Raw genomic sequence first — 11,333 nt, 5'->3', positions numbered from 1 at the left:
TGGAGAGGTGCCCGGAGTGGTTTATCGGGGACCTGAGCTACGGCTCAAAGGTCGGGTTCAATGGACCCGCGCAGGTTCGAATCCTGCCCTCTCCGCGAAACCAACCCGCGCAATCGGGTGGTCTTGGAGAGGTGCCCGGAGTGGTTTATCGGGGACCTGAGCTACGGCTCAAAGGTCGGGTTCAATGGACCCGCGCAGGTTCGAATCCTGCCCTCTCCGCGCTTTGGTCTCCAGGGAGGGCCCCGCTCCCTGGTCGTGTGATCCGCCCTGGCAGGCCTGCTGAGCAGGTCTGCCAGGGCGAATCATTTGTGTGGGTACGCCGGCCCGGGCCGGACCTCAGGGCGATTGCAAAGTCGTAGCGACCTTGTGAGTGTGCAGGTCACGGCAGTGTGACGATGCTGGATGGATGCGCGACCACACGCAACGAAGCTCCGTTGCGGAGGTGACCTTCCCAAGTCCCCTTCGCGCAACGGAGCTCCGTCGTCAACGGCTCGGCACAGAACTGCGCAGGCTGCGCGAGCGCGCCGGCCTCACCGCCACGCAGGCGGCGAAACTCCTGGGTGGCAACCAGGCCCGTATGAGCAACATCGAGGCGGGCCGCTACGGCGTCAGCGCCGAGCGCGTACGCACACCGGCCTGCCACGACGAATGCCCCGACCACGACCTGGTCGACGCCCTGGCCGCAATGACGGGCGAGCGCAAGCGCGGCTGGTGGGAGGAGTACCGCGACATCCTGTCCAGCGAGCTCCTCGATCTGGCCGAACCGCCGTGGTGGATGGCGAAGGACCCGCCGGTCACCCGGCACCGGATGTCCAGGAAGCGGATGCCGCTGTCCAGCTGCGAGGCGATGGTGGTGTTCTGACAGGCGCTCCAGGGGCCGCCGTACCGGGCGCCGGAGTCGTGCGTCCCGGGGATGGTGAGCTTCTGGAGCGGGGTGGGGTCGCCGTGGCCGGCCATCCAGTCCTGGAGCCCGAGGGTCCGGGTGTGGGTGCGTGCCCGGGCGGGCGCGGCTCCGAGGACAAGGGTGGCGGTGGTCGCCGCGGCGCCCGCGAGAAGGCTTCGTCGGTCCATGGCCGGATTATGACGGGTACGCATCAAGAAGCCCGGACGGAGGAGGCGTACGACAGACGAAAGGGGCGGGCACGAACTGCGGATCCCTCCGACCTCCCTCCGTACGAACATCGAGCTGCTGGCGCGCAGTGAGGAGACCGGCCGGGCGATCCCGCCCGCCGACCGGCGGGCGCTGCCGGCGTCCGTGAAAGCCCAGATGGCCGAGCTGGCGGCGCTGATCGGCGACCTGCAGGAGCTGGTCCCGGCCGGACGCGGTGGCGCAGGGCCGCCTGGAGGTGGTCGGGCTGCACGACGACGTACTCGGCACGGCCCTGACCCGGGCGCGGCTGCCGGGGCCCGGAGCCGACGTTCACGCCGGACATCCGGCCCTGGTACGTACGGGCAAAATCGGCCGCGCTGGAACGTGCCCTGGTGGACGTCCTGGACAACGCGGTGAAGGTCTCCCCGCAGGGCGGCGAGGTGGCCCTGGCCCCGGCGGAGGGCGGCGGCACCAGCGCGGTGATCCGCCTCCTGGGGGCTCCGGCACCACCGCCGGGGGCGCCCCACTCATGACGAACCGCACCTGACTGCGTTCACACGGGGGCCGGGCATCCGCGTCACGACGGATGCCCGGCCCCGGTGTCATCGCTGGATCACAGGAGGTCCTTGTAGGCCACCCAGTCGGTGGCGGTCGACATCTTCGACGGGGTGCCGAACGTGCCGTCGCCGTTGCCGGGCCACCACCACAGGGAGCCGGTCGAGTCGACGCCCGCGATGTCGCCCTTGCGGTCGCCGTTGAAGTCGCCGGCGAACACCTTGGTGACCGTGCCGAAGCCGTTCGGTGCCCAGGGGAGCCTGACGCCCGTGCCGTAGGAGGCGTTGGGCGCGAGGGGTCCCGGGTTCAGCTCCAGGGTCGTAGCGTAGGGCATCCTGGCGATGTCCATGCGGCCGTCGCCGGTGACGTCCAGCGGGGAGAACTCGGTCTCCGCGCGCATGGCGTAGAGGTACTCGTACCCGATGCTGCCACCTGTCGTGGCGTTGATACCTCCGTCGCCGTCGCCGGGCCACCACCACAGACTGTCGTCGGTGTAGTTGCCCTGCTCCGAGCCCTGGCCGCAGGCGGCCATGATGTCGGTGTTTCCGTCACCGTTGAAGTCGGAGGCGAAGGCCACCCGGCACGGCTCGTGCAGCCCGGGATTGAAGTAGTACTGCGTCTTGTACCGGTTGTCGATCAGTGGCAGAGCGGTGTCGCTGACGCCGCCGTTGCCGTTGCCGGGCCACCAGTACACGACACCACTGGTGAAGCCGGCGACGTCACCGTTGCCGTCCTTGTTGAAGTCGCCGGTGAACAGGCTGGCGTAGCCGGCGCCCCGGCCGTCGGTCCACAGCATCTTCTTGCTGCCGAGGGTGCCGTTTCCGAGGCCCGGGTGGAGGGCTATGTTTCCGTCCGTCTGGACGGCCAGGACATCGGACACTCCGTCGGAGTCGAAGTCCTGCGGCGAGGCGATACCGGGCGTGACATTGTGGACGTTGCAGGCCGGAAGCCCGGGGTAGGGCTCGCCGCCGACCAGGTTGAGCTTGTCGGCGGGGACGTATCCCCAGCCCTGCCACTTGGTCCAGTTCGAGGACGCGTCGCCCTTGACGTAGTACCAGATGCGGTTGCCGGCGGCGTTCATGTCACCGCTGCGCCAGCACACGAACCCGTGCGAGCCCGCCAGCAGGCTGCCCGTCATCGCGCTGTTGCCGTACGGCTCGGCCCGGACCTCGGAGGCCGTGTTCTGGCAGTTCACCTCCTTGGTGAAGGAGGTGCCCTCGGTGTCCTTGTATGTCACTCCCGTGTACAGGAAGCACTGGCCGAGGGAGTTGTACTCGACGCTCAGGCTGACCTTGGTCAGGTCGAACCGGAGTCTGTCCAACGCGGTCTGTTCCACCGCGTCGGTGCTGCGCAGACCGAAGTCCACCAGGCTCGAGCCGCCGGCCGCGGCCGCCTGCACCGTGCTCTTGACGGACAGCGTGCCCGCGCCGTTCGCGCAGGCGGGCGACGCGAGCATCGTGTTCCAGGTGGGCTGGTTGTTCCAGGTGGTCGCGGAGGAGATGCGACCGGTGCTCCAGATCTGCAGGGGCACGCAATTGTAGTTCGTCGTCGTGTAGTTGAGGGTCGCGTTCAGAACGCTGCGGCTTGCGTTCAGATTGGGCACATCGACCTGGAAGAACCCTCGGTACGCGTTCGCCACGCCGAGGGTGGTCATTCCACCGATGGTGAGGTTGAGCAGGGACCGGTCGTTCCAGTAGGACGTCGTCGATGTGTTCCGCCGCACCTCGGCCCAGTTGGAGACCCCGGCGCTGAAGGTGGGGTCGACATACACCGGGTAGGTGGTGTCCGCGCCGGCGAGAAGCTTCTGGTCCGGGACGACAGAGAAGCTCCCGCCCATGGCCGCGGTGTCCATGACCGCCTGCTTCTGCTTCCCGCCCCTGCCGCTGTCCCACATACGGGGCGGCGGGGCGGAGTAGACCGTACGGCCCTTGGCGTCGACCGCCTTGATGCCCTGCTTCTCGTCACCGGCGATCTTCAGACCGTTGCCCTTGACGCCGAACGACAGCTTCTTGAGCTTCGGGTTCTTCGCTGCCTTGGCGTCCTTGACGACCAGCAGCTGCGAGAAGCCCTCCGGCTCGGCCGTCATCCGAAGATCGACACCCGGCAGCACCTCGGGGTACGTGGCCACCGGACCGTCCAGTTTCGGCTTGGGCAGCTTCCCCGGCCAGCTCAGCTCCAGCACATGCCGACGGTCGTTCAGCTTCACCAGCGGACCGGTGCCGCCGCCGGAAAGCTCCAGACCCGCCACGGCGGCCTTCGGCACCACACGACCGTTGGCGAACGTCAGGTCGGTGTCGACCGGCACCCACGTGTCGCCCTGGCGCACGCGCACCGGCACCACATGCGTGGTCACCGTCGTGGTGCCGGACGGATTGGCGTACACCTCCGAGGTCTCGGTCCTGCGCTCCACGATCTCCACCGGCTTCCCGGAGGACTTCGCCTTCGCCAGCGCCGAGACGTCGACACCCCTGGGCTGCTCCTCGTCCCGCTCGGCCGCGGCCGACACCGCCACGCCGAGCGTTGCCAGTACGACGGAGAAAGCCATACCGGACGCCAGAACTCTGCCTTTTCGCATGCGCGGAAGGCCTCTTGAAAACACCGTTACCACTCGCCTCATCCTGGATTCGTACGGGACCGGGGCCGGACACCGGCACGCTCGGCCGGTGTCCGGCCCCGGTTCATCGAGGGGTCACATGAGGTCCTTCACGGTCCCCCAATCGGTGGCGGACGACATCTTCACCGGGGTGCCGAAGTTGCCGTCGCCCGTGCCGGGCCAGTACCAGAGGGAGCCGGCGGAGTCGACGCCCGCCATGTCGCCCTTGCGGTCGCCGTTGAAGTCGCCCGCGAACGACTGGGTCACCGAGCCGAAGCTCGCGGCGGGCCAGACGCGCCGGCTGCCGCCGGTCCAGGCGTCCACGGATCCGTTCGCGAAGCCCCGCCAGAGCCAGAGGCTGCCGTCGGCGGCCCGGTTCGCCAGGTCCATACGGCCGTCACTGTCGAAGTCGGCGGTTGTCAGGCTGTGGTCGTCATTGGCGGAGTAGAGGGACTCCCGTCCGCCGTACGGGTTGTACTCGCCGTTGCCGTCGCCGGGCCACCACCACACCATGTAGTTCATCTCGTACGGATCGGAGGACGGGCAGGCGGCCAGGATGTCGCCCTTGCCGTCGCCGTTGAAGTCCGTCGAGAGGAAGTCACGGCACATCAGGTCGAACGACTTCTGAGCATGAGTGACATTGCTGTTGAGTGTCCGGGATGCGGCAGCCAGTCCGCTGTCGCCGTCGCCGGGCCACCACCAGACGCGGTTTCCGCTGTCGACTGCCGCGACGTCTCCCTTCCCGTCGGAGTTGAGGTCGGCGGTGAACACCTCCTTGTAGCCGGTGCCCCTGGCGTCGGACCACAGCAGCCGCTTGGCGCCCAGGGTGCCGTTGCCGTTGCCGGGGTACAGCGCGAGGTTGCCGTCCGCCTGGAGGGCCACCACATCGGACTGTCCGTCCGAGTTGAAGTCCTGCGGAGAAGCCAGGCCGGGGGTGACCTGGTGGACGTTGCAGGCGGGCAGGCCCGCGAACGGCTCCGTTCCCGCACCGGTGATCTTGTCGGCGGGGACGTAGCCCCAGCCCTGCCAGTTGGTCCAGCCCGAGGCCGCGTCGCCCTTGACGTAGTACCAGATGCGGTTGCCCGCGCCGTTCATGTCACCACTGCGCCAGCACAGGAAGCTGTGCGGGCCCGCCAGCAGGCTGCCGGTCACCGAGCTGTTGGTGTACGGCTCCACGCGGGCGTCGGTTGCCAGACTCTCGCAGGTCATCTCGCTGGTGAAGGTGGTGCCGTCCGAGTCCTTGTACAGCACGTCGCCCTTGAGGAAGCACTCGCCGTTGTAGGCGATCTCCGTCGTCAGCTTCGTGGCGTACGCGTCCCACGTCAGGAAGCTCTTGGCCGGGGCGGTCTCCCCTGTGGTCGTGGCACGCAGTCCCAGGTCGACGGTGTTCGAGCCGGCGGCCGACGCCGCCTTCGCGGCGGCCGTCGCGTCGAGGTTCACCGTGCCCGAGGGGCAGTTGGCCGAGGTGGCGAGCTTGGTGAGCCACGCGGGCTGGGCGTTCCAGGTGGTGGTGGAGGTGGCACGACCGGTGTGCCAGAGCTCGACGGGCTGGGCGCTGCAGTCACCGACGGCGCCGGCCGGAAGGGTCAGGGTCGACTTGATGACCTGTCGCCCGGCCAGGTAGTTGACGTCCGTCTGGAAGAAGGTGCGCTTCTTGTAGTACGTCGTGTTCATGAGGTACTGGCCGGACTCGAGCTTCTTGCCGAAGTTCCACCAGGCGCTGTTGGGGTTCTCCGACTCGACCACGGACCGGTTGGTGGTGCCCGTCGTGAAGGAGGGGTCCACATAGACCGGGTAGGTCGTGCCAGGACCGGTGAGCAGTGTCCGGTCCGGCGTGATCGTCAGGGTTCGGCCGGCGACCGCGGTCGGCATGACGGCGTGCCTGCCGCCGGCCTTCGCGCCCTTCGAGCTGTCCCACATCCGGGGACCGGGCGCGGAGAAGACCGTCCTGCCCTTGGCGTCGACCGCCTTGATGCCCTGCTTCTCGTCACCGGTCATCTTCAGACCGTTGCCCTTGACGCCGAACGACAGCTTCTTGAGCTTCGGGTTCCTCGCCGCCGTCGCGTCCTTGATCACCAGCAGCTGCTGGAAACCCGCGGCCTCCACCGTGACGCGGAGGTCGACCCCGGGCAGGACCTCGGCGTACGTCGCCGCCGGTCCGTCCAGCCTCGGCTTGGGCAGCTTGTCCGGCCAGCTGTACTCCAGCACATGGCCGTTCTCCGTCAGACGGACGAGCGGTTCCTCGCCGCCGTCGGACAGCTCCAGCCCCGTCGCGGCCGCCTTCGGGGCCACGCCGCCGCCCTCGGTGAACGCCAGGTCGGTGTCGACCGGCACCCACGTGTCGCCCTGGCGCACGCGCACCGGCGCCAGATGAGTCGTCACCGTCAGCGTGCCCGATGGATTCGCGTACACCTCTGAGGACTCGGTCCGCTGCTCCACGATCTCCACTGGCTTCCTGGAGGACTTCGCCTTCGCCAGCGCCGACACGTCGACGCCCTTGCCCGCCTCGCCGGAATGCGGGTCGGGGGCCGCCGCGGCCATTCCCAGTCCTGTTCCCAGGGTGGAAACGGCCGCGACGAGACTGAGGGCGAGCACGGAGCTACGACCGCGCCCCCGCCCTGTGTCATTCCTCATCAGCATGGAAACTTCTCCGGATCTGTCAGTACCACGGGCAGCGGGGAAGCCCCGGGAAGGGATGTGGAATGCCGGACGGGGTCAGGAGTTTGTTGGACTCCATGGCCCCCCAGCCCTCAAAGGTCTCAAAGGGCGAAACCGCCGTGTCACCCTTCGTGTAGTACCAGACGGTGTTTCCGCCGGAATGCGGCTGACCTCGCGTCCAGCACACGAAGGTGCTCAGCGTGGAGGTCTTCTTTCCAGTGAGCGGGCTGTCGTAGGACGCACGCCCGTAAACGTTTCCGGCGAGGTTCTCGCACTTGACGTCGGTGCGGAAGACATTGCCCAGCCTGTCCTGCTGGAGAACGTTCTCCTCCAGCGCGCAGGTGGCGGCGCGGGCGGTGCCTGTGTTCAGGCCGCTGGTCAGCAGGGGGAGGGCGAGGGCCGCCACGGTGAGGCCGCGGGCGGTACGGCCGAAGCGACCGAGGCGGCCGAGACGGGACACGCCCTCCGGCCGGCTGCTGTCATTGGTTGCACGCATATGTATGGGCCCCTATCCCCATGTGCACTTTCGCAGCCCCGGGAAGGGCGCCTTGGTGGTGCCGAGCGCATTCGCCGGCATATAACCCCAAGCCTGCTGGCCCGGGTTGTTCACGACTTCGTCGCCCTTGGTGTAGTACCAGACGCTGTTCTTCCCGGAGTGCGGAGCCCCGATCTTCCAGCAGACGAACCAGCTCGTGGTTTTCGTCATCCTCCCGGTGACCGGAGATCCGAAGAAGGACTGGGATGTCACGTCTCCGGGTGTGTTGGTGCAGTAGAGGTCGATGGGGAAAGACATCCCTCCCCAGTCGGCTTGCGGCGAATTCTCGCGGATTTCACAGCCGGGTTCGGCGGAGACAGCGGGGGTGCTTCCGACCATTCCCCATGCGCCGGCCATGGCGAATGCGGGTAGGCAGATCCACAGCCGGGTCTTTCTTGTTCTCATCCAAGCTCCCTGTGAGGCAGACCTCGCCAGGATGCCGGAAGCCCCTGACATGCCCCTGACGGGGTGATGACGTACAACCCTCTTGAGGATTCCTCCAAGATCCGTACCGGACACGGCCCGGAGAACATGGCCACCCTGCGCAGCTTCGCCATCAACCGACTCCGCACCGCCGGCCACACCGGCATCGCCGCCGCACTCCGCACGACAGCCCTCCGCCCCTACGGGCGGCCCCTGACCCTCATCGGCCTCAACTGACCTGCACCGATCCATGATCGGACGACTTTGCAATCGCCCTGGGCTGGGCCTCAGTAGCCCGCCGATGCCAGGTCCGGGTCACCGAGTGTCCGGTGCGCCATTTCGAGCACGCTGCGGCTGATGGCCGCGGTGTCGATGGGCGCCGCGCCGGCGATCAGGTCGTCCAGCAAGCCGTCGGCGGCGTGGTAGATCATGCGGAACGCCCATTCGGAGCTGGCGCTCCGGAAGGCCCCGGCGACCGCGCCGCGCCTGACGAAGTCGCAGATCAAGCCCACTACGCGGGCGTTGGACTCCTTGCACAGTTCCAGCGCCTTCGCGTTCGCCGATCCGTAGACCAGCCGATGCAGTTCCGCGTTCTCGATGGCGTGCTCGAGGAACCTCTGCAACAGCTCGTCCATGGTGGGCCACCAGGCGTTCCCCTGGGCCAGGATCTCCTGGGTGGTGTCATAGAACGCGTTGACGTACTCCTCCCAGAGGGCGCCGAGGACGTGGTCCTTGGTCTCGAAGTACATGTAGAAGCTGCCCTTGCCCATGCCCGCGGCCGTCGTGATGTCCGCAATGGTGGCGTCGGCGAAACCGGTCGTGCCGAACACCTCGCGGCCGGCCTTCAGGATGTCGGCCCTCCGCGCCTCGGCGGTCTTGACGACACGCTTTCGCTTCTTCGGGGTCGCGGTCTGAGCCATCTCTGCAGCGCTCCTTGCTTGTGATGTATACGCCGAGGCTAGATGACTGACCGCCAGTCGCTTGTCGGACCGACCATCAGTCAGTTAGTTCGTCATGCCCCGGCCCCTGGGCTCCCCCTGCTGCTGCCCACCGAGCAGCGGGCCGCCCCTCCACGCCCCGCACGAACGTGAGGAAGGCATGACAAGTACGACCCCGGACGTCACTCGAGGCAAAGGTCTCCTGCTGACCTTCATCTGCATCGGCATCTTCATGGTGTACCTCGACTCCACGATCGTGAACGTGGCGCTGCCCGAGATCCAGCACGACCTTTCGGCGGACATGGCCCAACTCCAGTGGGTCATCAACGCCTACGCGCTCGTCGTCGCCTGCCTCCTGCTCACGGCAGGCACACTCGGCGACATCTTCGGACGCAAGCGCATCTTCCTCGGCGGTCTGGTCGGGTTCCTCGCCGCGTCCGTGCTGTGCGCGATCGCGCCGAACTACGAGTTTCTGCTGGTCGCCCGCGTACTGCAGGGTGCTGCGGGGTCCATCATGATCCCGGTCTCGCTGGCCCTCGTGTCCACCACTTACCCCGCGCCCGCCGCACGGGCCCGTGCCATCGGTATCTGGGCCGGCATCGGAGGACTCGCCCTCGCGGCGGGGCCGGTGCTCGGCGGCGTACTGGTGGACGCGTTCGGCTGGCAGTCGATCTTCTGGGTCAACCTGCCCTTCGGACTGGTCGCCTTGGCAGTCCTCTCCGGCAAGCTGGCCGAGAGCAAGGCGCCGACCCGCCGTCGTGCCGACGTCTTCGGGCAGGTCCTGTTCATCGTGGCCATGGCCAGTCTCGTGTACGGCCTGATCGAGGCCAGCGCCCGGGGCTGGAGCCCGGCGTTTGCCTCGGATGTCCGGTTGGTCATGTGATGCCGTAGAGGGCGAGGACGCGGTGGCGTTCGGTGCGGGCTCGGCGTCCGGCGGCGGTGTTGACGTACCCGGCGAGTTTGAGTGCGCCGCGGATCAGGTCGCGGACGGCGGCGAGCACGGCGGGCGTATTGCGCGTTCTGACCTGGGACTTGTCCTCGCCGAAGACGACATCTCGTACCCAGTGGACGGCGTTCTCCACGGGCCAGTGCCCGCGGGCCCAGGATGCGATCTCGGCCGCGTCGGCTTGCTCGGCGGGCAGGTCGGTGATGGCGTAGACGGTCTCGCTGGACCACTTCTTCGCCCCATACAGGCGGCGCCTGCGCTGGATGCGCAGGACCTGGCGGGCGTGCGGGAAGAGCAAGCCGTCAACGGTGACGACCTGCACGTGACGCTGCTCGTGGCGGCCGTGGCCGCGGGCGTCGTCACGATGGATCACAGGGACCTCTTTCCAGGGCAGCCGGTGGAGTTGGCGGGCCTGACCGCGCTGGTTGTTCTTGATCGTGAGGAGGTAGTGGGCACCACGTTCGCGCAGGTAGGCGGCGTGGGCGTGCTGGGCATGGAGAGCATCGGCGGTGATGACAGCCCCGGCGAGGTCCACGTCGTCGACCTGGTCGAGCAGGGGCTGGAACTCGGGGATCTCGTTCGTCTTCGCGCCGATCTCACGCGAGGCCAGGGTGATGCCGTCGCCGTGCCGGACCGCGGAGAGCACGAAGACCCGGCTGCCGTCGGGGCGTCTTGCGCCGCGCAGGCACTTGCCGTCCACCGCGATCGCCCGGCGCCTGCGGCGCACCGGATCGGCCCGGGCGGCAGCCCGGTGGGCACGGCGCTGTTCACGTTCCTGGCCGCCATCGGACATCAGAGGCGCCGGACCACCAGGCCCTGGGGGAAGAAGGGGCCGGAGGTAGTCGTAACCGGCCGCGCTGATCTCGCCTGGATCGAGGCGCCCCAGCACGCTGCGCAGGGTCTTCTCGCTCGGCACCCGGTAGCGGCCCAGGAACGGGTGGCAGGGCAGGCCGAAAGCGGCCAGTTCCTCGGGAGCCGCGCGCCGGCACCACTCCGCCGCCGCGGTGATCGAGTCATGGCCTGCCGGAGTCATCGCGCAGACGACCAGGGCCAGCAGCGAAGCGAGCCGGTAGCGCACCCCACACGCACCGCGGGGATCGGTAATCGACTCGAACTCGGCGACCAGACTGCGGACTTGGTCGCGAGCACCGCTCCCACCCAGCGCCTCCAGCCGGGGCGCACGGAGGGCAGGTACGGCGGCGAGAGATGATGGCGGGACGAACACGGCACCCTCGTGGATCTTGAAGCGTAGAGAACTCCATGATCTACAGGGGCCGTGTTCGTCTGCTTCCGGGGGACGCCACCAGCACCAACCGGCTCAAGATCGGATGAGCCGGGCAAACACCGGGGCCCTGCCCGGTACCCACTGGAGCTGCGCCGTCATGCGGTGCGCATGGTCGCCGAGGTGCGGCCCGACTACGACACCGAGTGGGCCGCGATGAAGCCGGTCGCCTCGAAGCTCGGGATCGGCACGACCGAGATGCTGCACACGTGGGTCGTCAGGACCGGATCGACGCCGGAACCAGGCAGGGGACGACGATGGCCCGACATCACCCGATCAAGTTCAGTGTCGTGCGCAATTTTCCGCCGACTTG

At 68.0% G+C, this 11,333-nt stretch carries 8 protein-coding genes, 2 tRNA genes and 3 pseudogenes; 6 read left to right on the top strand and 7 right to left on the bottom strand.

From position 1 onward, the window contains the following. The first annotated feature begins 1 nt into the window (after position 1). The 3 genes and pseudogenes from ACWD6R_RS25155 to ACWD6R_RS25145 form a co-directional block, all read left to right on the top strand. A tRNA-OTHER gene (locus ACWD6R_RS25155) sits at positions 2–95 on the top strand. Between the two features lie 30 nt (positions 96–125). After that, positions 126–219, top strand: a tRNA-OTHER gene (locus ACWD6R_RS25150). Between the two features lie 187 nt (positions 220–406). Continuing rightward, positions 407–763 (top strand): annotated as a pseudogene (locus ACWD6R_RS25145) (helix-turn-helix domain-containing protein); the annotation flags it as partial. Here ACWD6R_RS25145 and ACWD6R_RS25140 read toward each other — a convergent pair. Further along, positions 760–1,071 (bottom strand): annotated as a pseudogene (locus ACWD6R_RS25140) (phospholipase); the annotation flags it as partial. The pseudogenes ACWD6R_RS25145 and ACWD6R_RS25140 overlap by 4 nt on opposite strands. 67 nt (positions 1,072–1,138) lie before the next feature. On the opposite strand from ACWD6R_RS25140, the pseudogene ACWD6R_RS25135 reads away from it, so the two are divergent. Beyond that, a pseudogene (locus tag ACWD6R_RS25135) lies at positions 1,139–1,623 on the top strand (two-component sensor histidine kinase); the annotation flags it as partial. Between the two features lie 80 nt (positions 1,624–1,703). Here ACWD6R_RS25135 and ACWD6R_RS25130 read toward each other — a convergent pair. The 4 genes from ACWD6R_RS25130 to ACWD6R_RS25115 form a co-directional block, all read right to left on the bottom strand. Next, on the bottom strand, positions 1,704–4,190 hold the full coding sequence (locus ACWD6R_RS25130; protein WP_451820766.1) for an FG-GAP-like repeat-containing protein: 2,487 nt from the start codon (positions 4,188–4,190) through the stop codon (positions 1,704–1,706). 144 nt (positions 4,191–4,334) lie between these two features. Beyond that, complete coding sequence (locus ACWD6R_RS25125) at positions 4,335–6,872, bottom strand: FG-GAP-like repeat-containing protein (protein ID WP_451820765.1); 2,538 nt, start codon at positions 6,870–6,872, stop codon at positions 4,335–4,337. 25 nt (positions 6,873–6,897) lie between these two features. After that, on the bottom strand, positions 6,898–7,392 hold the full coding sequence (locus tag ACWD6R_RS25120; RefSeq protein WP_451820764.1) for a hypothetical protein: 495 nt from the start codon (positions 7,390–7,392) through the stop codon (positions 6,898–6,900). Between the two features lie 12 nt (positions 7,393–7,404). Beyond that, on the bottom strand, positions 7,405–7,689 hold the full coding sequence (locus tag ACWD6R_RS25115) for a hypothetical protein (protein WP_451820763.1): 285 nt from the start codon (positions 7,687–7,689) through the stop codon (positions 7,405–7,407). Positions 7,690–7,902: 213 nt separating this feature from the next. Between ACWD6R_RS25115 and ACWD6R_RS25110 the strand changes: the two genes are divergently transcribed. Continuing rightward, on the top strand, positions 7,903–8,091 hold the full coding sequence (locus ACWD6R_RS25110; RefSeq protein WP_451820762.1) for a hypothetical protein: 189 nt from the start codon (positions 7,903–7,905) through the stop codon (positions 8,089–8,091). A gap of 50 nt (positions 8,092–8,141) precedes the next feature. Here the strand turns inward: ACWD6R_RS25110 and ACWD6R_RS25105 are convergent, their stop codons facing one another. Then, positions 8,142–8,774 (bottom strand): TetR/AcrR family transcriptional regulator, encoded by a 633-nt coding sequence (locus ACWD6R_RS25105; RefSeq protein ID WP_451820761.1) that lies wholly within the window; start codon positions 8,772–8,774, stop codon positions 8,142–8,144. Between the two features lie 178 nt (positions 8,775–8,952). Between ACWD6R_RS25105 and ACWD6R_RS25100 the strand changes: the two genes are divergently transcribed. Further along, a complete protein-coding gene (locus tag ACWD6R_RS25100; RefSeq protein ID WP_451820760.1) occupies positions 8,953–9,675 on the top strand; it encodes an MFS transporter in 723 nt (240 codons plus the stop codon). Here the strand turns inward: ACWD6R_RS25100 and ACWD6R_RS25095 are convergent. Further along, on the bottom strand, positions 9,668–10,963 hold the full coding sequence (locus ACWD6R_RS25095) for an ISAs1 family transposase (protein WP_451820759.1): 1,296 nt from the start codon (positions 10,961–10,963) through the stop codon (positions 9,668–9,670). The two genes, ACWD6R_RS25100 and ACWD6R_RS25095, sit on opposite strands and share 8 nt — an antisense overlap. Positions 10,964–11,333 lie beyond the last annotated feature (370 nt).

Source organism: Streptomyces sp. NPDC005151 (assembly GCF_053599875.1).
The sequence above is the reverse complement of the archived record's forward strand: the minus strand, read 5'-3'. Positions and strand labels throughout refer to the sequence as shown.

Bases quoted from the DNA above. Each gene is read 5' to 3' on its own strand.
- ACWD6R_RS25100 (WP_451820760.1), top strand. From the start codon at position 8,953: ATGACAAGTACGACCCCGGACGTCACTCGAGGCAAAGGTCTCCTGCTG.
- ACWD6R_RS25105 (WP_451820761.1), bottom strand. From the start codon at position 8,774: ATGGCTCAGACCGCGACCCCGAAGAAGCGAAAGCGTGTCGTCAAGACC.
- ACWD6R_RS25130 (WP_451820766.1), bottom strand. From the start codon at position 4,190: ATGGCTTTCTCCGTCGTACTGGCAACGCTCGGCGTGGCGGTGTCGGCC.
- ACWD6R_RS25115 (WP_451820763.1), bottom strand. From the start codon at position 7,689: ATGTCTTTCCCCATCGACCTCTACTGCACCAACACACCCGGAGACGTG.
- ACWD6R_RS25125 (WP_451820765.1), bottom strand. From the start codon at position 6,872: ATGAGGAATGACACAGGGCGGGGGCGCGGTCGTAGCTCCGTGCTCGCC.
- ACWD6R_RS25110 (WP_451820762.1), top strand. From the start codon at position 7,903: ATGACGTACAACCCTCTTGAGGATTCCTCCAAGATCCGTACCGGACAC.
- ACWD6R_RS25120 (WP_451820764.1), bottom strand. From the start codon at position 7,392: ATGCGTGCAACCAATGACAGCAGCCGGCCGGAGGGCGTGTCCCGTCTC.